This window comes from Roseateles sp. AC306, assembly GCF_979253795.1.
The window spans coordinates 471,283-491,564 of the sequence record NZ_CEEDEB010000001.1 but is presented as its reverse complement, the minus strand read 5'-3'; the positions used below and the strand labels follow the sequence as shown (position 1 = coordinate 491,564).

16 protein-coding genes are annotated in these 20,282 nt (G+C 68.2%); 12 read left to right on the top strand and 4 right to left on the bottom strand.

The genetic code is table 11. From position 1 onward, the window contains the following. Nucleotides 1-8 precede the first annotated feature (8 nt). The 5 genes from AC0IZJ_RS01895 to atpE all read left to right on the top strand — a co-directional run bounded on the left by AC0IZJ_RS01895 (nt 9) and on the right by atpE (nt 3,565). Nucleotides 9-785: a metallophosphoesterase family protein gene (locus tag AC0IZJ_RS01895; RefSeq protein WP_471846080.1), complete on the top strand. Its 777-nt coding sequence runs from the start codon at nt 9-11 to the stop codon at nt 783-785. Continuing rightward, complete coding sequence (locus AC0IZJ_RS01890) at nt 782-2,233, top strand: protein kinase domain-containing protein (protein WP_471846078.1); 1,452 nt, start codon at nt 782-784, stop codon at nt 2,231-2,233. Before AC0IZJ_RS01895 ends, AC0IZJ_RS01890 begins: the two co-directional genes overlap by 4 nt. A gap of 105 nt (nt 2,234-2,338) precedes the next feature. Beyond that, a complete protein-coding gene (locus AC0IZJ_RS01885; RefSeq protein ID WP_471846076.1) occupies nt 2,339-2,788 on the top strand; it encodes an Hsp20/alpha crystallin family protein in 450 nt (149 codons plus the stop codon). Between the two features lie 22 nt (nt 2,789-2,810). Then, nucleotides 2,811-3,227, top strand: a complete 417-nt coding sequence (locus AC0IZJ_RS01880; RefSeq protein ID WP_471846074.1) for an Hsp20/alpha crystallin family protein — start codon at nt 2,811-2,813, stop codon at nt 3,225-3,227. Between the two features lie 95 nt (nt 3,228-3,322). Further along, nucleotides 3,323-3,565: a F0F1 ATP synthase subunit C gene (atpE, locus tag AC0IZJ_RS01875; RefSeq protein WP_471846071.1), complete on the top strand. Its 243-nt coding sequence runs from the start codon at nt 3,323-3,325 to the stop codon at nt 3,563-3,565. 21 nt (nt 3,566-3,586) lie between these two features. Here atpE and AC0IZJ_RS01870 read toward each other — a convergent pair whose 3' ends face one another. Continuing rightward, complete coding sequence (locus AC0IZJ_RS01870) at nt 3,587-4,267, bottom strand: cupredoxin domain-containing protein (protein ID WP_471846069.1); 681 nt, start codon at nt 4,265-4,267, stop codon at nt 3,587-3,589. 35 nt (nt 4,268-4,302) lie between these two features. Here AC0IZJ_RS01870 and AC0IZJ_RS01865 point away from each other — a divergent pair, with 35 nt between their 5' ends. Next, nucleotides 4,303-4,629 (top strand): YkgJ family cysteine cluster protein, encoded by a 327-nt coding sequence (locus AC0IZJ_RS01865; protein WP_471846067.1) that lies wholly within the window; start codon nt 4,303-4,305, stop codon nt 4,627-4,629. A 48-nt stretch (nt 4,630-4,677) separates the two neighbouring features. Here the strand turns inward: AC0IZJ_RS01865 and AC0IZJ_RS01860 are convergent, their stop codons facing one another. After that, nucleotides 4,678-5,895: a tetratricopeptide repeat protein gene (locus AC0IZJ_RS01860; RefSeq protein WP_471846065.1), complete on the bottom strand. Its 1,218-nt coding sequence runs from the start codon at nt 5,893-5,895 to the stop codon at nt 4,678-4,680. 375 nt (nt 5,896-6,270) lie between these two features. Between AC0IZJ_RS01860 and AC0IZJ_RS01855 the strand changes: the two genes are divergently transcribed. Together AC0IZJ_RS01855 and AC0IZJ_RS01850 are read left to right on the top strand one after the other, a co-directional pair. Beyond that, entirely contained in the window at nt 6,271-9,855 is a 3,585-nt protein-coding gene (locus tag AC0IZJ_RS01855) for an alpha-1,6-glucosidase domain-containing protein (RefSeq protein WP_471846063.1), read from the top strand. Nucleotides 9,856-9,866: 11 nt separating this feature from the next. Further along, entirely contained in the window at nt 9,867-10,436 is a 570-nt protein-coding gene (locus AC0IZJ_RS01850; RefSeq protein ID WP_471846061.1) for a PEP-CTERM sorting domain-containing protein, read from the top strand. On the opposite strand, the gene AC0IZJ_RS01845 is transcribed toward AC0IZJ_RS01850, so the two are convergent. Next, nucleotides 10,430-11,122 carry a hypothetical protein gene (locus AC0IZJ_RS01845; RefSeq protein ID WP_471846058.1) on the bottom strand — a complete coding sequence of 231 codons (693 nt, stop codon included), beginning with the start codon at nt 11,120-11,122 and terminating at the stop codon, nt 10,430-10,432. The genes AC0IZJ_RS01850 and AC0IZJ_RS01845 overlap by 7 nt on opposite strands. Nucleotides 11,123-11,320: 198 nt before the next feature. Between AC0IZJ_RS01845 and AC0IZJ_RS01840 the strand changes: the two genes are divergently transcribed. Next, the gene (locus AC0IZJ_RS01840; protein ID WP_471846056.1) at nt 11,321-12,103 is read left to right on the top strand and encodes a substrate-binding periplasmic protein; all 783 of its coding nucleotides are present in this window, start codon (nt 11,321-11,323) and stop codon (nt 12,101-12,103) included. Nucleotides 12,104-12,113: 10 nt separating this feature from the next. Here the strand turns inward: AC0IZJ_RS01840 and pulA are convergent, their stop codons facing one another. Further along, nucleotides 12,114-14,804, bottom strand: coding sequence for a pullulanase-type alpha-1,6-glucosidase (pulA, locus tag AC0IZJ_RS01835; protein WP_471846054.1), 2,691 nt, complete (start codon nt 14,802-14,804; stop codon nt 12,114-12,116). 115 nt (nt 14,805-14,919) lie between these two features. Between pulA and AC0IZJ_RS01830 the strand changes: the two genes are divergently transcribed. From AC0IZJ_RS01830 to AC0IZJ_RS01820, 3 genes are read left to right on the top strand one after another with little or no spacing between them, the layout of a single operon-like run. Then, nucleotides 14,920-16,515, top strand: coding sequence for an alpha-amylase family glycosyl hydrolase (locus tag AC0IZJ_RS01830; protein WP_471846052.1), 1,596 nt, complete (start codon nt 14,920-14,922; stop codon nt 16,513-16,515). Between the two features lie 2 nt (nt 16,516-16,517). Beyond that, nucleotides 16,518-18,389: a glycoside hydrolase family 13 protein gene (locus AC0IZJ_RS01825; protein WP_471846050.1), complete on the top strand. Its 1,872-nt coding sequence runs from the start codon at nt 16,518-16,520 to the stop codon at nt 18,387-18,389. 25 nt (nt 18,390-18,414) lie between these two features. After that, nucleotides 18,415-20,247 carry a glycoside hydrolase family 13 protein gene (locus tag AC0IZJ_RS01820; protein WP_471846048.1) on the top strand — a complete coding sequence of 611 codons (1,833 nt, stop codon included), beginning with the start codon at nt 18,415-18,417 and terminating at the stop codon, nt 20,245-20,247. Nucleotides 20,248-20,282: the final 35 nt, after the last annotated feature.

Sequence of the window (20,282 nt, the reverse complement as noted above, 5' to 3'; positions counted from 1 at the left end):
GTCGGCCTATGCGCTGGGCTTTCATCACCGACATTCACGCCAACCGTCAGGCCTTCGAGGCCGTTCTTGCCGACGCCCGCGCCCAGGGCGCCACCCGGTTCGCGCTGCTGGGCGATTTCGTCGGCTACGGCGGCGACCCCGCCTGGGTGGCCGACCAGGTCATGGCCCTGGCCACCGACGGCGCCATCGCCGTGCAGGGCAACCACGACGAGGCCGTCGCCCACGGCAGCATGCCGGGCATGCACCCGGACGCCCGGGCCGTGGTCGACTGGACGCGCTCGCAGCTGAGCGAGGAGCAGCTGCGCTTTTTGGCCCGGCTGCCGCTGCAGGCCCATGGCGAGCCCGGCCAGGTCCTGTTCGTGCACGCCAACGCCTTTGATCCCAGCGGCTGGGACTATGTGCAGGGTCGTTCCGAGGCGGTGAAGAGCCTGCATGCCAGCAACGCCCGCATTCAGGTCTGCGGCCACATGCACGAGCCCATGCTCTACCACCTGTCGGGCACCGGCAAGGCGGGCGACTTCAAGCCGCTGGCCGGCGTGCCCATGCCGCTGCCCGGCCACCGCCAGTGGCTGGCCATCCCCGGCTCCTGCGGCCAGCCGCGCGACGGCAACCCGGCGGCCTGCTATGCACTGCTGGACCCGGCCAAGTCCGACCTCGACGACGCTCGCATCACCTTCCAGCGCGTGGCCTATGACGTGGATGCGGCCTGCGCCGCGCTGCGCGCCACGTCGCTGCCGCCGCAGATCGTCGAGCGCCTGGCCCGCCGTCTGACCATCGGCGAATGACCGCAACAATCGCCACACCCGCGCCGCACTCGCCGCTGGAGGTGGGCCAGGTGCTGGATGGCTTCCGGCTGGAGGCGCGGCTGCACCAGGGCGGCATGGCCAACCTGTGGCGCGTGAGCCGCGTCGACGGGTCGGACGACGCTGATGGCGGTATTGAACTGCTGATGAAGGTGCCGCGCATCAAGGGTGGCGAAGACCCCGCCACCATCGTCGGCTTCGAGGTCGAGCAGATGCTGATGCCGCAACTGAGCGGCCCCCATGTACCCCGCTTCGTCGCCCGCGGCGACTGGACGCGCCAGGCCTTCATCGTCATGGAGCGCATCCCCGGCGACACGCTGCGCCCGCGGCTGGACGACGCGCCGCTGCCGCCCGAAGAGGTCGCCCATATCGGCGCCAGCGTGGCCACGGCGCTCGCGGCGCTGCACCGCCAGCATGTCGTGCACCTGGACATCAAGCCCAGCAACATCATGTTCCGCCCCGACGGCACGGCGGTGCTGGTGGACTTCGGCCTGAGCCGCCACGAACAGCTGCCCGACCTGCTGGAAGAAGAGTTCACGCTGCCCATGGGCACGGGGCCTTACATGAGCCCGGAGCAGGTGCAGTTCGTGCGCAGCGACCCGCGCAGCGACCTGTTCGCGCTGGGCGTGATGCTCTACCACCTGGCCACTGGCGAGCGCCCGTTCGGCCAGCCGGACTCGGTGCGTGGCCTGCGCCGTCGCCTTTACGTGGAGCCGGTGCCGCCGCGCGCCATCCGGCCGGAGCTGCCGCCGTGGTTGCAGGAAATCATCCTGCACTGCCTGGAAGTGAAGCCCGAGAAGCGCTATCAAAGCGCCGCCCAGCTCGCGCTCGACCTGCGCGAACCCACCGGCGTGGTGCTGACGGCGCGGGCCGAGAAGCTGCGTGTCAGCGGCGCCATGCTGCGGCTCAAGCGCTGGTTCTTCGCCCTCGGTTCCGAGCCCACGCCGGTCGCGCCGGGCGGCGAGCAGCTGGCGCGCAGCCCCATCGTCATGGCGGCGGTCGAGGTGGACCGCGGCACGCCCGAGTTGCGGGCGCAGCTGTGCGAGACCGTGCGCCGCATCGTGCAGACCGAAGCCGGCGCACGCCTGGCCTGCGTGGCCGTCATGAAGATCAACCGCATCGGCATCGACGAGCTGACCGACCAGCACGGCCAGAGCCTGCACGTGAAGCAGCTCATCGCCCTCAAGCACTGGGCCCACCCAATCAGCAAGGCCTTGAACCTGGCCGACGGCCGGCTCACCTTCCATGTGCTGGAGGCGCCCGACGTGGCCGATGCGCTGGTGGATTTCGCGCGCCGCAACGGCGTGGACCACATCGTCATGGGCGCGCGCGGCGCGTCGGCGCTGCGGCGCTACCTGGGCAGCGTGTCGAGCCAGGTGGTGGCCGAGTCGGACTGCACGGTCACGGTGGTGCGCGAGCCGGTCGTCTAGCCTGCGTACGGGCTTACAAAAAGCCCTCTTGAAACTCCGCGAGCCGCTCTTAATTCGGGCGCTGATGCCGCCTGTCTGGGCATCACGACTTGAAAGGAGGCTTGTATGTACTCGTCACTCTGGACCTTTCCTTCCAGCTTCTTCTCCGACTTTGATCGCCTGCACCGCGAGATCGATGAGCACTTCGGCGGCGGCTTTGGCGCGCCATCGAGCATCCGCTCGACGGCGCCCGGCACCTTCCCGGCCATCAACGTGGGCAACACGCCCACCAGCGTGGAGATCTACGCCTTCGCACCCGGCCTGGACGCGTCCAAGCTGGACGTGAGCGTCGACCGCGGCGTGCTGACCGTGGCCGGTGAACGCGCCGCCACGCCGCAGGAGGCGGGCGCCCGCAGCTACAGCCGCGAGCGCTTCAGCGGCAGCTTCCGCCGCGCCATCAGCCTGCCCGACGACGCCGACGCCGCCCAGGTCAAGGCCAGCTACCGCGATGGCGTGCTGCGCATCAGCGTCGCCCGGCAGGCCGAAGCCCAGCCGCGCCGAATCACGATCCAGTGAACTTCGACACAGGAGACCCATCATGAGCAATGCAGTTCAAACCGACAACAGCGCCAGCCGTGCGCCGGCACACGCCCGCAGCCGCAACGGCGCCGATGGCGAGGCGCAGCGCGCCCTGACGCCGCGCGTGGATGTGAGCGAGGACGACACCGGCATCACGCTGCTGGCCGACCTGCCCGGCGTCGCCCGTGAGCAGCTCGAGCTGCGTGTCGAGGCCGACACGCTGCACATCGAAGGCAACGTCGACGCGGCGGCACCGGGCAACCTGGAGGCGGTCTACGCCGAGGTTCGCCTGCCGCGCTACCGCCGCTCGTTCACGCTGAGCCGCGAGCTCGACGCCTCGAACATCGAGGCCCAGCTCAAGGACGGCGTGCTGAGGCTGCGCATCCCCAAGCAGGCCCATGCGCAGCCCCGGCGCATCGAGGTGTCCGCGGCTTGAGGTGGTGATGCGCTGATGGCGATGACTTGCCAGGTCATCGACGCGCCGCGGGCGTGGTTTCAGACTCCTTGGCATCAACACCAGGAGTTCAGACCATGCCCGCTTTCGATTCGCTTCCTCTCGCCGTCGCGCTGCTGATCGGCATTCCCGCCTTCGGCTCCTGCATCGGTATCGGCATGGCCAGCATGAAGCTGCTGGAGGGCATCGCCCGCCAGCCGGAGATTGCGCCCGAGCTTCAGACCAAGTACTTCCTGGCCGTCGGCGTGACGGATGGCGCCTTCATCATCGCAACGGGCATCGGCCTGTGGTTCGCGACGGCGAATCCCTTCGCAAGGTAAGCGAGATGGGCCTCCGAAGCGTCAGAGGCCCGGGTAGTTGTTGTCGGCCGCGGGCGCCGAGCGCTTCTTGCGCGCCGCGGCGATCTGCGTCGTGATGGTCACGGCATTGCCACCGGCGGCGATCTGCACGGCCGTCGGCGTGCCGTCGACGAGCTGGTCCGGGTGCCAGATGCGCACGCGCGCGGCGCCCTCGGGCACGCCGTTCAGAACGGCCTTGCCGTCCTCGCCACCGAGCTTGGCCCAGGGCGTGTCGGCCACGTAGACATGGCCGCGCATGGAGCTGTGGATGTGGCAGGCCAGCAGATAGGGGCCGGGGCGGTTCAGCAGCTTGCTGTCGCTGGCGGGTGCCCGGCTGCCGACTCGGCCGGCGAGGCGGAACTGGGTGTTTTGACCCGGGTCGACGAACACCCCGCCAGCGCCCATCACGCCGAGGATGACGTGATGGTCCCAGGTGTCGAGGTTGCTGAAGTTGACCTTGGCACCCAGGCCGACGACGGTGATGGTCGGCACGAAGCGCAGCTTCTCTTGCGCCACGCTGGCCTCCATGACCGGCGCCGGGCGAGCGCCCTGGGCGCTGCTGTCGACGAGGACAACCGCGTCGGCCAGCGGCTTGCCGCTGCGGTCGAGCACGGTGACGGTCAGGTCGGCAGCCTGGGCCGAACCCATGCAGAAGACCAAGGAGGCAATGAGTGCGGTGCGCATGGCGGCCAGTGTCACCCGCTGCCTACACTGCTGAGATGAGTGACAACCCCTGCCTGAGCTGCGGCGCCTGCTGCGCGAGTTTTCGCGTCGATTTCGACCGCAGCGAGCTGGAAAGCGAAGGCGGGCGTGTGCCCGACGGCCTGGCGGTGGAACTGACCGGCCGCCTCATGCGCCTGCGCGGAACCGACCACGCCCAGCCGCGCTGTGCGGCCCTCAGCGGCAAAGTCGGCTTGAAAGCCAGCTGCGGCATCCACGAATGGCGGCCGTCGCCATGCCGCGAGTTCGGCGAACGTGCGCCCATGGGCATCGGCGATGACGCCTGTGCGCGGGCCCGAGCCCGGCACGGGCTCCGGCCGATTTAACCCGGCACGGGCTCCGGCCGATTTAACCCGGCACGGGCTCCTGCCGATCTAGGACCCGACTCTCTGCGTCAGCGGCTCCCGGCGCCGCTGCTGTTGCTGCTGCTCGCGCAGCTCGTTCAGCCAGGCCAGCTTGGCGCCATACATCTGGCGGTCCTGCACGGTGGCGCTGTTCTCCAGCGCCTTGGCGATCTCGCCGCGCGCGCCGGGCAGGTCGCCCAGGCCATAGCTGGCCAGGCCCAGCCAGAAGTGGAACTCCGGCACATAGGCGGCGCGCGCCACCTCCTTGCGGAAGAGCTGGCGGGCCTCAGCGAATTCGCCCGCCTTCATGGCCGCAACGCCCTCGTCGAAGAACTTGTAGGGCGGCACGGGCTGGATCTGCGCGAGCTGGTTGGACCAGACCTGCGCCTCCTCGCGCCGGCCGAGGTCGCTGAGCACGAGAACGAGATTGGACATGGCCTGCACGTTCAACGGCTCGCGGTCCAGCACCAGGCGCAGGGCGTTTTCGGCAGGGCCGAACAGGCCCTTGCGGCGGTAGAGCACGGCCAGCGTGTTGTAGGCGGCCAGCCAGCGCGAGTCCATCTGGATGGCGGCGCGCGCCCACCAGTAGGCGTCGTCCACCTGGCCCTGCATCAGCGCCTCGGCGGCCCGGTTGTTCATGAACATGGCCAGGATGGTGGATTCCTCGACCGCGCGGGCGCGGTGGCGGCGGATTTCCTGGGGCGGCAAGAAGTCGATGGTCAGCAGGTCGGCCTCGCCAAACACCGTCACGCGCGGCGCCGTGCTCGGCGGCCGGCCCAGGCTGATGTTGACGTGGCCGGCGACGAAGAAGATGCCGTTGTTGCGTGTCCAGGACTCTTCGAGGTAGACGCTGTTGAGGCGCACAGGCAGCTTCAGGTGGCGAGCAAATGCGGCCGTCATCATCACCAGCGACATGCAGTTGCCGCGCCGCGCGTCGAAGGCCTCGCCGGCGGTGCGGGTGATCTCGCTGTCGTAGTCGAGCTGCAGGCGGCCCTTGGTGTAGAGGGCGTCGATGAGGCCGTCGCGCACGCCCTTCTTGCGGATCTCGGCGGCCATCTCGGTCTCGGCGAAGTGCTTCATCGCCGGGCTGAGCCGCAGCGCCGCCTCGGGGTCGATCTGCATGCTGGCCGGCTTGAAGGCCGCATCCAGAAAGACGTCGGAGCGCGGCGGCGCCATGGGTTCGACGGCACAGCCGCTCAGGCCGGCCGCCGTCAGGGCCAGCACCACCATCAGGGCGGGAACTTTCATGGCTGTCTCCTCGCTGGCCACTCATGCGTTGGCACTGCCATGAGCTTAGCCCCGCCGCGCCCTGATGTCTCGAGTCATCCTTCTCGCTTTCAGGGCAGGACGAACACCAGCGCCCGAACACTCCGGCAGCGTGAAGCGGCCGTCGACCGGGACTGACGAGAGGCGAGAGGGCAAGACTTCTTGGACGCCAGACCATCGCCGCCAGTCGGCCCAGTCAACGAAGCAAAACTACATTTATCACCGTGATCACACCTCAATTCGTCGGCCTGTCGCGAGTTACCTCACGAAAGTTGCGCGAATTCCATCGGGATTCCACTAGCTTGGATATGTAGTTTTACTTCAATAGCATGCGCGCAAATCCAAGGAGACACTGGCATGAAAGCATGGGCGAACGGAGTCGCGCGCCAGGCGCGGCGGTTGATGGGGGCGGCGACGCTAGGCCTGTTCGGGCTGCTGGCGGCCTGTGGCGGCGGCGGCGCGGAAGCTCCGCAGCAGGGGCCGACCAGCAGCATCGGCGCCGCAGCGGCGGCGGACGAAAACGGCGTTGAACTGCTGGCTGGCGTGCCGGCGGCCCCCGTGCCCCGCGCGAAGACCGCCGCCGTCGCCTCGCCCGCCGAGCCGGCCACATCGCTGCGCGTGCACTACCGCCGCGCTGACGGCAACCATGCCGGCTGGCAGATCCATACCTGGAATGCTGCCCAGAGCCCGAACTGGAACGGCGGCTGGAACGCGGCGGGCAGCGACGACTTCGGCGTCTATTACGACGTGCCACTGGCCTCGGGCAGCGGCTCGGTGGGTTTCCTGCTGCACAACGGCGACAACAAGGACAACGGCGGCGCCGACCAGAGCTACACGCTCCAGGCCGGCGCCAACGAGATCTGGCGGCTGGAGGGCGACGGCGTCAATTACGCCAGCAACCCTCTGCTGCTGCCCGCGCCAGACATCAAGACGCTGCGCGTGCACTACAAGCGCTTCGACGGCGGCTACGCCAATTGGGGCCTGCACCTGTGGAACGGCAGCGGGCTGAACGCCGCGGCGCTGCCGGCCGGGGTGCAGATCGAGAACTGGGGCCAGCCCGTGCCGCTGAGCGCGATGGCCGGCCATGCGGCCGCTGACGGCGAGGTCGTCTTCGACATCCCGGTGCTCAACCCGCAGGGCGACGTCAACCGCAAGGCGCTGGAATTCATCATTCACGGCATGCCGCCCAACGAGAACGACAAGGACGGCCGCAACGACAACATCCGCGTCGAGTTCGCAGCGTTGAGCATCCAGAACCAGGTCGGCCAGATCTGGCTGGTGGAGCGCGACGCCACCGTCTACTTCGCACCGCCCGACCTGCGCAGCGTCTCCAGCAACGACGCCCGCGCCGTGTGGCTGAACAAGACGCTGGTGAAGTGGCCGCGCGTCACCGCCTCGGGCGTCGTGCGCCTGTACCACTCGGCCACCGGCCAGATCAGCGTGGCCGCCGACGCGCAAGTGCAAGGCGCCGACGGCTTCATCACGCTGGACCCCTTCACCGGCACCGTGCCGGCCGCCGATGCGCTGCACTTCAAGTACGTGGGCAACGGCGCCGTTTTCAGCGTGCGCAGCGCTGACCTGGCCCGCCTGCCCTCGCTGCACCAGCAGCAACTCGTGCTGGTGCAGCAGGACGCGGCGGGCAAGGTGCAGAACGCCACCACCGCGCAGATTGCCGGCGCGCTGGACGACCTCTATGCCGCTGCCAACAACGTGCCCGACCTGGGCGCCGTCGCCAGCAACGGCAACACACGCTTCAAGCTGTGGGCGCCGACCGCGCAGAACGTGTCTCTGGTGCTGACGACGGCCCTGGGCAATTCGGGGCTGACCCGCACGACCACGGAGCCGATGACGCGCGACGCTGCCACCGGCGTGTGGGGCCTGACCAAGCAAGGCCATCTGCAGGGCGCCACCTACCGCTACCAGGTGCAGGTGTTCGTCAAGGGCACGGGCCTGGTGAAGAACCTCGTCACCGACCCCTACTCGCTGGGCCTGACGATGGGCGGCCAGCAGAGCGTCGTCATGGACCTGCAGGCCCAGGCGACCAAACCCAACGGCTGGGACCAGAGCGCCCCACCCGCCACCGTGGCCGCGCCGTCGGACCTGAGCATCTACGAGCTGCATGTGCGCGACTTCTCGATCAACGACGCCACCGTGCCCGCCGCCAGACGCGGCAAATACCTGGCCTTCGCCGAGAGCAACTCCAACGGCATGAAGCACCTCACGGCGCTCGCTGCCGCCGGCCTGACCGACGTGCACCTGCTGCCGGTGTTCGACATCGCCAGCGTCAATGAGAAGAGCTGCACGACGCCCTCGCCCGCCGGCACGGCCGACAGCGAATCCCAGCAGGCGACAGTGGCTGCCACCGCCGGCACCGACTGCTTCAACTGGGGCTACGACCCGCACCACTTCACGACGCCCGACGGCGCCTACGCCAGCAACGCCATCGACCCGCTCGCCCGCGTCGTCGAGTTCCGCCGCATGGTGCAGGCGCTCAACGCCGCCGGCCTGCGCGTGGGCATGGACGTCGTCTACAACCACACGACGTCCTCCGGCCAGAACGCCACCTCGGTGCTCGACAAGGTCGTGCCCGGCTACTACTTCCGCTACAACGCCACGGGCGGCATCGAGCGGTCCACCTGCTGCGAGAACACCGCGTCAGAGAACCTGATGATGGCCAAGCTGATGGTCGACTCGGCCGTCACCTGGGTGCGCGACTACCGCATCAGCTCGCTGCGTTTCGACATCATGGGCCACCACCCGCGCTCGGTCATCGAGACGCTGAAGGCCCGCGTCGAGGCTGCCGCCGGCCGCCCGGTGCAGATCGTCGGCGAGGGCTGGAACTTCGGCGAGGTCGCCAACGGCGCGCGCTTCGTGCAGGCCGAGATGCTGTCGCTGAACGGCTCGGGCATCGGCAGCTTCAACCCGCTGATCCGCGACGCGGTGCGCGGCGGCGGCTGCTGCGACTCAGGAGCCGCCGTCGTCGCCAACCAGGGCTATGTCAACGGCTTCTTCTACGACAGCAACGCCAGCGCCTCCGGCCAGAGCCGGGGCGAGCTGATGTGGTTTGCCGACCGCCTCAAGGCGACGCTGGCCGGCTCCATCCGCAGCTTCCAGATGCAGACAAGCTGGGACGCCACGCTGCGGCTGGACCAGATCGACGTGGGCGGCATCCCGGCCGGCTGGGTGCTGGAGCCGGGCGAGGTCGTCAACTACGTGGAGAACCACGACAACCTGACCCTGTTCGACAACAACGCCTTCCGCCTGCCGACGAGCACGAGCAAGGAAGACCGCGCCCGCGTGCAGATCCTGGCCAACGCCATCAACGCGTTCAGCCAGGGCGTGGCCTATTTCCACGCCGGCACCGACACGCTGCGCAGCAAGTCCCTCGACAGGAACAGCTACGACAGCGGCGACTGGTTCAACCGGCTGGACTGGAGCTACGCGGACAACAACTTCGGCGCCGGCCTGCCGCCCTCGCGCGACAACGCCGACAACTGGGCGCTGGCCCGCCCGCTGCTGGCCAACCCGCTGATCAAGCCGCACGCCAACGACATCGCCTGGACGCGCGACGCCTTCCGCGACCTGCTGAAGATCCGCAAGAGCACCACGCTGCTGCGCCTGCGCACGGCCGAGGACATCAAGGCGCGGCTGACCTTCCTGAACACCGGCTCGGCGCAGGAGGCCACGGTGCTGGTGGGCCGACTGAATGGCGTGGGCTACCCGGGCGCCAACTTCGACGAACTCGTCTATCTGATCAACGTCGACAAGACGGCGAAGCAGCTGACGTTGCCGACGCTGGCCGGCCATGCGCTGGAGCTGCACCCGGCACACATCGCCGACCAGCGCGCTCGGTCCACGACGTTCGACCGCAGCACCGGCGCCTTCAACGTGCCGGCCCGCACGGCCGTCGTCTTCGTCGCGCGCCCTGCCGCATCCAATTGAGCACACAAGCCATGAAACAACTCCAACTCCAACGCCTGGCCGCTGCGGCCGCCCTCGCGGTCGCCAGCCTGACCGCCCAGGCCGCGCCCGTCGTCGTTGATGTCAGCGGCGCGCAAAGCATCAACCTGCAAGGCGAAGCCGGCAACGCCATCTGGCTCATCGACATCGGCGCCAACGCGATGCTGAACTCGTTGAACTGGACGGTCGACCTGAACGCCTTCGCGCCCAGCAGCCTGGCGGAGATGCAGGTCAGCTTCGGCAGTTCCAGCGGGCTGGACCTCGTCACCTTCGCGCCGGGCAGCGCCGACTTCGTCAGCGGCACCGGCAGCTACGCCGGCTCGCTGGACCTTGCTGGCCTGGGCCTTGGCGCCGGTGCAGACGGCAAGCTGCGCATCGAGTTCAGCGAGGGCTTCAAGGACTTCGCCGTCGGCGTGGCCGAAGGGCAGTGGGTCAGCGGCAACCTGACGTTTGATGTGACCGCGGCGGCCGTGCCCGAACCGGGCAGCGCGTGGCTTGTGTTGCTGGGCCTCGCAGGCTTGGGCGCCGCGTCACGCCGACCACGCGTCGAGTCGCATCAATGAAATAACGCGAAACCGACGCCCGAGGCGGCAATTGCACTGCCGCCCAGTTGCGGCAGCACCGCGCCGGCAATGCCGATCAGCGTCGCCCACTTGACGCGCCGGTAGGTCAGCAGGTCGTAGGCCACCACGCACGCCATCAGCAGCATCGTGCCGCCGCCGGCGAAATACTCCACGGCGGCTGGGTCACTGATGCCGAATATCGGCGGAAACCGCGCGAGCGCCGGGCCGAGAATGGCCGCGGACGCAAAGAAAACCAGGCGGTGATGCGTGATGAATCGGCGCCGATAAACCACGCCCGCCGCCACCAAAATAACAAACGACAGCAGGCTCAGATAGTTGCCCCAGACAAACGCGTTTTCGGGGCTCTCAGTCGATGTCAAGCGGAGGACGATTTTGGAATTGATCCACAAGCCACTGGCAACGGCAAACGCAATGACGGGAATTGCGAGCCAGGCCAGCTTAACGTGCCACTGCCGCTGGCCTGTCACGACGAGCCCGCCTTGCACCGCGACCAGCGTGAACCACAGCGTCAGCGCAATACCATGCAGTTGCGCCGCGAGCGGCAGGGGCTGGCTGATAAATAGGCTGCGCAGATAAAACGTTCTGCCAAAGCCAAACAACACGATTAGCAGCACAACCACATGCCCGAGGAGGAATATTCTTGTTTCCTTCGAGCGTGGATTCATGCCAATTCCCCGGACTCTGATTTTTAGCAGCGCCGAATGTGCGCGTGCAGCTTCAGCTTGTCAATTGAACGGCCCACGCTGATTTTCTGGAAGCAGTATTCGCAGTAAAACTGCGCCTGAGCGTTCAATCAAAAAATCAGGCTGCCACCTACATGCCTCGCACTTGCGGCGTTAGCGCGACGCTGAGACGATGCTGCGGTGCAACCTACCCGCCGTGCCACTCTCGCCGCCCTGCCCTCGCTGCTGCTGCCCGCAGCGGCACTGCCGGCAGCCCAGTTCCAGCCCCCCGGCCTCCCGCTGACCTTGGTCACCAGCGACCTGCCGCCGATGACGATGCCGGGCAGTGCCGGCCAGCGAGGCGTGCTGCTGGACATGGTGGAGGTGATGCTCAAACAGGCCGGGATGTCCACCCAGCCTGAGTTCTTCCCCTGGGCCCGCGCCGTCTTGTTGGCGAGCGACAAGCCGAGAACGCTGATCGTGCCGCTCAACCGCACCGCCGACCGAGAGGCGCGATTCCAGTGGCTGGTGAAGCTCTATGCCCAGCGCTTCAGCTTCATCACGCTGACCGGCAAGCCACGCGTGGACACCATCGAACAGGCACGCAACCTGCGCATCGCCGGCCTGCGCGCCTCGTCCAACCTCGACCAGTTGCAAAAGCAGGGCGTGCCCCTGGCGCGGGTCTACCAATCCACCAGCGTTGCCGACATGCAGCGCGCGCTGGAGCAGGGTCTGGTCGATGCCATCTATGGCAGCGAACTGATCCACGCGGACACGTGGCGGCGCAGCGGCCGCAACGTCGCACTGCTGCAGACGGGGCTGGCCCTGGAGACCGCCGAGATCTGGCTGGCCGCACAGAGCGGCATCACCGAGGCCGAGAAGGCGCGGCTGCAGCAGGCGCATGACGCGCTGCTGGCCGACGGCAGCGTGGAACGCCTGTTCAAGCGCTATGGCCTGAAGTTCAGGCCGGAAGATGCGCGCTAGGAATCGACCGTCAGTCCAGCACGAAGACTGCTGCGCTGCGTGCCGGCACCTCGAACCGGCCTGCCTGGAAGCGCGCCTCGCGCTTCAAGCGCTCGTCGGCGCCCCGGCGCTGCACCGGGTGCAAGGCCCAGCGCGCCCTGGCCTCGTCGGGCAGCGCGAGCACCTGGGCGGTCGGCGCGACGTTGATGAGCGTCAGCACCGCCTTGTGCCCACCCAGCCCGCGACCGTCGATGCGCGTCGCCACCAGCACCGGGTTCTGGCCCGGGCCGCTGCCGGGGAAGCTCAGGCGCTTCTTGATCTCCGCCGCGCTGGACAGCCGCAGCAGCGGCGTGCTGGCGCGAATCCTCAGCAGGTCGCGGAAGACGTCGCGCGCCCAGCTGATCTCGGCCGGGCCAGGGGCGATTGATTCGTCGGCCAGCCGCTCGCGCGCCAGCGCCCAGTCGCGACCGTCCTTGCCGAAGTTGTCCTGCCTGGGCGGCAGGCCGGTGCCGAAGTGATTCGATTGATAACTCCAGTCCAGCCGGTTGAACCAGTCGCCGCTGTCGTAGCTGTTGCGGTCCAGGCTCTTGCTGCGCAGGATGTCCTGGCCGGCGTGGAAGTAGGCAATGCCCTGGCTGAAGGCGACCACCGCAGCACCCAGCATCTGCACGCGGGCGCGGTCCTCGCGGCTGGTCGCCAGCGGCAGCTTCAGCGTGTTGACGTCGAAGAGCGTCTGGTTGTCGTGGTTCTCGACGTAGTTGACGACCTCGCCGGGCTCGGACGCGAAGCCGGCCGGCTGGTCGCCGCCATAGGGGATGGCGTCCAGGCGCTTCCTGTCGCCACGCCAGGTCGTCAGCTCGTAGCCGCGCAGCGAGCCGGCCAAGCCAACGCGGATCATGTCGGCTGCCGCCAGCAGCGCTTCCGGCTTCGCGTTCGACAAGGCATTCGGTGCGTACCCCAGGCCGTTCAGCCAGCCCTGGTTGCGCACGCTGTCGTCGCCGCCCTCGCCCGCACCGCCGCCGCGCGCCGCGTCGCGGCTGCGGTCACTGAACGAGCCGATGCCGCTGCCGTTCAGGCTCAGCTGCGACGCCTGCACGAAGCGCGCGCCGCTGGCCACCTCGCCGAAGTTCCAGCCCTCGCCCAGCAGCTGCACCGGCCGGCCGGCTTCGGCGTCGACGCGCTTCTGGAGCTTCTCCATCGCCTCGCGCGGCTGGTGGCCCATCAGGTCGAAGCGCATCGAGTCGATCTTGTATTCACGAACCCACAGCGCTGCCGAGTCGATCATCAGCTTGGCCGTCATGCGGTGCTCGGTGGCCGTGTTGTCACAGCAGGTGGAGCGCTCGATGGCGCCCTTGGCGTCGAGGCGGTGGTAGTAGCCGGGCACAAGCCGGTCCAGCACGGACTTGGGCGCCTGGCCGGCGGCGGCCATGTGGTTGTAGACCATGTCCATGCCCACGCGCAGACCGGCCCGGTGCAGTGCCATGACCATCTGGCGGAACTCGACGACGCGCTGGAGCGGGTCGGTCGCGAAGCTTCCTTCGGGCGCATTGAAGTGCCAGGGGTCGTAGCCCCAGTTGAAGCAGTCGTCGGCGGCAACGGCCATGACCGCGGCTTGCTGCGCTTCACTGTCAGCCGGAGCGTTCGGCACGGCCGGCGTCTTGCAGCCGCGCTCCGGCACGCTGGCGAGGTCGAAGACGGGCAGCAGGTGCACGTCGGTCATCCCCGCCTGGGCCAGCGCCTTCAGGTGCTTCATGCCGTTGGACGCACCCTCAGTGAAGGCCAGGTACTTGCCACGCCAGGCGGGTCGCACCGTCGCGTCGCTGATGGAGAAGTCGCGCACATGCAGCTCGTAGATGAGCTGGTCGGTGGCCGCCTTCAGTCGCGTCGGACGCGGCCCGCTGTCCCAGCCGCGTGGCTTCAACGCTGAAGACGCGAGGTCGGCGACGACGCTGCGTTGCGAATCGGCCGTCAGCGCCACTGAGTAGGGATCGGTGACGAGGTTGCGCACGCGGCCGTGGGTGGGCGTGACGACATCGACAAGGTAGCGGTAGGCCTGGCCGCTGACGTCACCCGCCAGCGTGGTGCGCCAGACGCCGGTGGCCGTGTCGAACTGCATCGCATCGGCGGCGACCGCAGGAGACTCCGCGCCGCCGTGACGACACAGGAGCACGCGCTGGGCCGTCGGCGCCCAGACGGCAAAACTTGTCCGCGCCTGGGTCGGATGGGCGCCCAGGTCGCTCACGGCTTCGGCAGCTGCGTAGCGGTCGTCCAACGCGCCGGGCGTCTGTACGCCGGTGGACGCGATGACGCGACCGTCCGCCGTCTCATGCACGAGAAGCACCTGCTCGCGCAAAAGAGCAGCAACGTCCACGCCGCTCACCGCAAAGCGCGGCCCGTCGCCGATGAAGCGGAAGCGCACCGGCAGCGCAGCGGCGCTCGGCTTCAGCTCGACCGCACCGTCACTACCCGCCACCACTTCGCCCACCACTGCGCGCAGGCCGGCCGCCCGCGCGTGATGCAGGCGCAGCCGCTCGCCCACCTGCAGCTTCAGCCCCGGCCATTGCAGCGTGCGCGCGTCCAGCCAATAGGCCTCGGCCAACGGTCGTGCCGCCGCTGACAGCTGCGGCACCGGGGCGTTGCAATCCTCCAGATCACCGGCCCGCGCAGCCCCGGCGAGCAGAAGCAGACCGACCAGAACGATGGGCGCCGGGCGTGTAGTCATGCAGTCTCCTTGTTGTCTTTGAATGGTAGCAAAACTACATCCATGGAAACCTCAGTAGAAGCCACTCCATGAAGCTCGATATGCTCAGCGCACGGAGACAAAGTAGTTTGAATACATGATCGCCTCGAAATTGCTGACGAGCGCGGCCCTGGCGGCCGCTGCATGGGCGGCTCAAGCCCAGATCGACACCCGCCCCGTGCCCGCCCAGCCCCGCGCAAGCACCTTGCCGGCCAACTGGCAGCAAGGCGTGTTCATGGAAGTCTTCGTGCGTGGCTACCAGGACAGCGACGGCGACGGCATCGGCGACCTGCGCGGGCTGACGAGCCGGCTGGACTACCTGAAGAAGCTCGGCGTCAGCGGCCTGTGGCTGATGCCCATCACCGCCAGCGCCGACCATGACCACGGCTACGCAACGACCGACTTCCGCGCCATCGAGCCGCAGTACGGCACGCTGGCCGACTTCGACGAGCTGATCCGCGAATCCCACAAGCGCGGCATCGGCATCGTCATGGACTACGTCATCAACCACGCGGCCGCTGAGTTCCCGCCCTTCCAGGCCGCCGTAGCAGACCGCAACAGCCCCTGGCGCAGCTGGTTCGTCTGGGACGCCAATCCCGGCCCCGGCTGGGACATCTGGGGCAAATACCCCTGGTACGACGCCGCCACCAAACCCTGGGACTGGGCCGGTGAACTGAAGGACCTGCCCGCCCCCACGCCTGGCGCCCCGGGCGTTTTCTTCGGCACCTTCGGCCCGCACATGCCCGACTTCAACATGCGCAACCCGGCCGTGGTGCAGTACCACGAGGACTCGTTGCGCTTCTGGCTCAACCGCGGCCTGGACGGCTACCGGCTGGACGCGGTGCCCCACTTGATCGAGAACAACGCCAAGGACTGGAACGACCAGCCCGAAAGCCGCGTGCTGACCAAGCGCTTCCAGGACCTGATCAAGAGCTACCCCGGCCGCTACGTCGTCTGCGAGGCCACGGCCGAGCCCATCGCCTACGGCAAGCCGGAGCTGTGCGGCGGCGCCTTTGCCTTCAACCAGAACTACGAGCTGATGAAGGCCGCCAAGGGCGAGGCCGCTGCCGTGCAGAAGGTGGCCGACTACTACCGCGCGATGTCGCCGACGATGGCGACCTTCCTGCACAACCACGACATCTTCACCGGCCAGCGCGTGTGGGACCAGCTCCACGGCGACGAAGCGCGCTACCGCCTGGCTGCCGCCAGCTACCTGTTGCTGCCCGGCACGCCCTTCGTCTACTACGGCGAGGAGATCGGCCTGCCCGGCATCGACGGAAAGGACGCGAAGGACGACGCGCCGCTGCGCTCGCCGATGAGCTGGACCGCGGCGGGTGGCTTCTCCACCAACCCACAGCCCTTCCGCCCGCTGGCGCTGAACCGCAGCCGAAACAACGCTGAGAGTCAGCAGCGGGACGCGAACTCGCTGTTCCACTTCTACCGCGAGCTGATCGCACTGCGCCGCGCCTCACCTGCGCTGACGCTGGGCCGCTACGAGGCCGACAAGGTCGACGGCCAACTTTGGACCTTCCAGCGCGTGCACGGCCGGGAGCGCGTGCTGGTGGCCATCAACTACGGCGACACGCCGGCCGCGCTGGAGCTGCCGACCCACGCCCGCGCCCTCTTTCCCAAAGCCGCCGCCCGCACCGCCACGCTGGCGCCGCTGTCCGTCCGCGTCTACACGCTCAACTGAACATGAACCGACACATTCCCCGCGGCCTGTTGGCCGCCCTGCTGATTGCTTCCTGCTCCGCCTGGGCGGGCGGCGTCGACCGCATCGAACCGCCGCACTGGTGGGTCGGCATGCGCGACACCCAGCTCGAACTGATGGTGCACGCGCCCGGCATCGCCAACACCAAAGTCAGCCTGCACGCGCCACCGGCTGGCGTGCGCCTGAAGGGCAGCAGCCGCCTCGACAGCGACAACTACCTCTTCGTCGCGCTGGACATCGCCCCCACGGCCAAGCCCGGAACACTCAACCTCGAATTCGTCGACACCGACGGCAAGACCGTCGCCAGCCACGCCTACCCGTTGCGCGCCCGCGCGCCCGGCTCGGCCCAGCGGCAGGGCTTCGACAGCCGCGACGCGATCTACCTCGTCGTGCCCGACCGCTTCGCCAACGGCGACCCGGCCAACGACAACGCCGGCAACCTCGGCGACCCTGCCAACCGCGCCAACGTGGACGGCCGCCACGGCGGCGACATCAAAGGCATCGCAGACAAGCTCGACTACATCGCCGGGCTCGGCTTCACGCAGCTCTGGCCCACGCCACTGGTCGAGAACCGCCAACCCGAGTACAGCTACCACGGCTACTCGCCCACCGACCTCTACAAGATCGACCCGCGCTTCGGCACCAACGACGACTACCGCGCGCTGGTCGCCAAGGCGCGCGCCAAGGGCATGGGCGTCATCCACGACATCGTGCCCAACCACATCGGCTCGGGGCACTGGTGGATGAGCGACCTGCCCTCGCGCGACTGGATCAACCAGCACACGCAGTACACCGAGACCAACCACCGCCACGTCACGCAGACCGACCCCTACATGGCGCCCAGCGACCTGGAGCGCTTGGCCGGCGGCTGGTTCGTGCCGACGATGCCCGACCTCAACGGCCGCCAGCCGAAGATGGAGCGCTACCTGATCCAGAACGCGATCTGGTGGGTGGAGGACGCGGGCCTGTCCGGCCTGCGCGTGGACACCTACCCGTACTCCGACAAGGCCTTCCTGGCGCGCTGGTCCGGCGCCGTCATGCGCGAGTACCCCAGGCTCACGCTGGTGGGCGAGGAGATGACGGCCAATCCGCTTCAAGTGAACTACTGGCTGGCCGGCAAACCCAAGCACGACGGCTATGTGTCGCACATGCCCAGCATGATGGACTTTCCGCTGCACTACTGGCTGCGCGAGGCGCTGATGGAGCCCGACGACAAGGGCTACGGCACCGGCTGGGGCAAGCTCTACGAGGCCATGGCCAATGACGCCCTCTACCCGGAGCCCGCGCGCATGGTGCTGTTCGAGGGCAACCACGACACCAACCGCATCTTCTCGGCGGTCGGCGAAGACGTCGGCCTGAACCGCATCGCCATCACCTTCATCGCCACGACGGCGCGCACGCCGCAGTTCTTCTACGGCAGCGAGATCCTGATGAAGAGCCCCATCGAACGAGCGGATGGCGCCACGCGCGCCGACTTCCCCGGCGGCTGGGCCGGCGACGCGGTCGACGCCGTCTCGGGCCGTGGCCTCAGCGATGCCCAGCGCGACGCCCAGAGCTATCTGCGCAAGCTGCTGACCTGGCGCAAGACCGCGCCGGCCATCCACCACGGCAGGTTGATGCACTACAACCCGCTGGGCGGCGTCTACGTCTACTTCCGTACCACGGACAAGCAGAAGGTGATGGTGGTGCTGAACAAGAACACCGCCGCGACCGAGATCGACACGCGGCGCTTTGCCGAGCAGCTGACGGCACGCTCCAGCGGCATCGATGTCATCACCGGTGAGCGCCGCGAGCTGGGCCGCACTCTGAGCCTGGCGCCCCGCTCCGCCCTCGTGCTGGAAGTCACCGAACGCTGACGCATCGTCGCCCAGGAAGCGCCGCATGAAAGCCCTGATCACCCTCGCTACCGCCCTTCTGATGACTCTGCCCACGACGGCCGCCGAGCCCTCCCACCGTGTCGAACCACCGAACTGGTGGGTCGGCATGCGCGACACCTCGCTGCAACTGATGCTGCACGCACCTGGCATCGCCGACGCCCAGCCGACGCTGGCGCCCTACCCCGGTGTGACGCTTCAACGCAGCCACCGCGCCAGCAGCGCCAACTACCTCTTCGTCGACCTCGACATCGCGCCCGGCACCAAGCCGGGTGAGCTGCTGCTCACCGTGGCCGGCAAGACGCTGCGCTACCCGCTGCTGGCGCGCGCGCCGGGCTCGGCGGATCGCCAGGGCTTCGCCCCCAAGGACGCGATCTACCTGGTCGTGCCCGACCGCTTTGCCCAGGGTGGCAGCGGCCGCCAGGCCGACATGACGGAAGGTGCCGACCGCAAGGACCACGGCGGCCGACATGGCGGCGACCTGGCCGGCCTGCGCCAGCACCTGGGCTACATCGCCGGCCTGGGCTTCACGCAGGTCTGGCCCACGCCGCTGGTCGAGAACAACAGCGCCCAGTACAGCTATCACGGCTATGCGGCGACCGACTTTTACAAGATCGATCCGCGCTTCGGCACGAACGACGACTTCGGCGCCTTCGTGTCGGAAGCGCGCGCAAAGGGCGTGGGCGTCATCCACGACGTGGTGCTCAACCATATCGGCAGCGGCCATTGGTGGATGAAGGACCTGCCGGCGCCCGACTGGGTCAACAAATGGCCTGAATACACCGAGACGCACCATGCGCGCATGACGCTGCAGGACCCATACGCGTCGGCCGCCGACCGCAAGCGCTTCACCGACGGCTGGTTCGTGCCCGGCATGCCCGACCTGAACCAGCGCCGGCCGGAGCTGGCCAGCTATCTGACGCAGATGACGCTGTGGTGGATAGAGAGCTACGGCCTGTCCGGCCTGCGCACCGACACCTACTCCTACAGCGACCGGGAGTTCCTGAGCCGCTGGTCAGCCCGTGTCATGCAGGAGTACCCGCGACTGAACATCGTCGGCGAAGAGTGGAGCCCGCACCCCGCCGTCGTCTCCTACTGGCAGCGCGGCAAGAAGAACCACGACGGCTATGTGTCGCACGCGCCGAGCATGATGGACTTCCCGCTTCAGTCCAACCTGCTCCTCGCGCTGACCGAGGAAGACGGCCAGTTCACGGGGCTGACGCGGATCTACGAAGGTCTGGCGCATGACTTCGTCTACCCCGACCCGGCCAACCTCGTCCTCTTCGACGGCAACCACGACACGCCGCGCATCCACTCACTGCTGAAGAACGACGTCGGCCTGACGAAGATTGCGCTCGCCTACCTCGCCACAACGCGACGCATCCCACAGCTCTTCTACGGCAGCGAGCTGTTGATGCAGAGCCCCGTCGAACGCGACGACGGCCGCGTGCGAGCCGACATGCCGGGTGGCTGGAAGGGCGACGCGGTCGATGCGTTCACCGGCGCGCGCCTGACCGCCGAGCAGCGCGACATGCAGGACTGGGTGCGCCGCCTCTTCAACTGGCGCAAGGGCGCGACCGTCATCCACGACGGCGCGCTGATGCAGTTCGCGCCGATGGAGGGCGTTTATGTGTTCTTCCGCTATGACGCAGGCTGCACGGTGATGGTGGTGCTGAACAAGACGGCCAAGCCGGTGGACCTGCCTACCGCGCGCTTCGCCGAACGTCTCGCTGTGGGCGACCGCGCGCGTGACGTGCTGGGCGGCGAATCGTCCACCCTTGGCGAAACGATCCGCGTGCCGGCGCGCAGCCCGCTGATCCTCGAACTTTCGCGCCCCTGAAGCGCGTCCGCAAAAGCAAAGGGCCCCGAGGGGCC

Bases quoted from the DNA above. Each gene is read 5' to 3' on its own strand.
- AC0IZJ_RS01865 (WP_471846067.1), top strand. From the start codon at position 4,303: ATGAGTGACAACCCCTGCCTGAGCTGCGGCGCCTGCTGCGCGAGTTTT.
- AC0IZJ_RS01845 (WP_471846058.1), bottom strand. From the start codon at position 11,122: ATGAATCCACGCTCGAAGGAAACAAGAATATTCCTCCTCGGGCATGTG.
- AC0IZJ_RS01820 (WP_471846048.1), top strand. From the start codon at position 18,415: ATGAAAGCCCTGATCACCCTCGCTACCGCCCTTCTGATGACTCTGCCC.
- AC0IZJ_RS01850 (WP_471846061.1), top strand. From the start codon at position 9,867: ATGAAACAACTCCAACTCCAACGCCTGGCCGCTGCGGCCGCCCTCGCG.
- AC0IZJ_RS01825 (WP_471846050.1), top strand. From the start codon at position 16,518: ATGAACCGACACATTCCCCGCGGCCTGTTGGCCGCCCTGCTGATTGCT.
- AC0IZJ_RS01885 (WP_471846076.1), top strand. From the start codon at position 2,339: ATGTACTCGTCACTCTGGACCTTTCCTTCCAGCTTCTTCTCCGACTTT.
- AC0IZJ_RS01895 (WP_471846080.1), top strand. From the start codon at position 9: ATGCGCTGGGCTTTCATCACCGACATTCACGCCAACCGTCAGGCCTTC.
- AC0IZJ_RS01830 (WP_471846052.1), top strand. From the start codon at position 14,920: ATGATCGCCTCGAAATTGCTGACGAGCGCGGCCCTGGCGGCCGCTGCA.
- pulA (WP_471846054.1), bottom strand. From the start codon at position 14,804: ATGACTACACGCCCGGCGCCCATCGTTCTGGTCGGTCTGCTTCTGCTC.
- AC0IZJ_RS01880 (WP_471846074.1), top strand. From the start codon at position 2,811: ATGAGCAATGCAGTTCAAACCGACAACAGCGCCAGCCGTGCGCCGGCA.
- AC0IZJ_RS01860 (WP_471846065.1), bottom strand. From the start codon at position 5,895: ATGAAAGTTCCCGCCCTGATGGTGGTGCTGGCCCTGACGGCGGCCGGC.
- AC0IZJ_RS01855 (WP_471846063.1), top strand. From the start codon at position 6,271: ATGAAAGCATGGGCGAACGGAGTCGCGCGCCAGGCGCGGCGGTTGATG.
- atpE (WP_471846071.1), top strand. From the start codon at position 3,323: ATGCCCGCTTTCGATTCGCTTCCTCTCGCCGTCGCGCTGCTGATCGGC.
- AC0IZJ_RS01890 (WP_471846078.1), top strand. From the start codon at position 782: ATGACCGCAACAATCGCCACACCCGCGCCGCACTCGCCGCTGGAGGTG.
- AC0IZJ_RS01870 (WP_471846069.1), bottom strand. From the start codon at position 4,267: ATGCGCACCGCACTCATTGCCTCCTTGGTCTTCTGCATGGGTTCGGCC.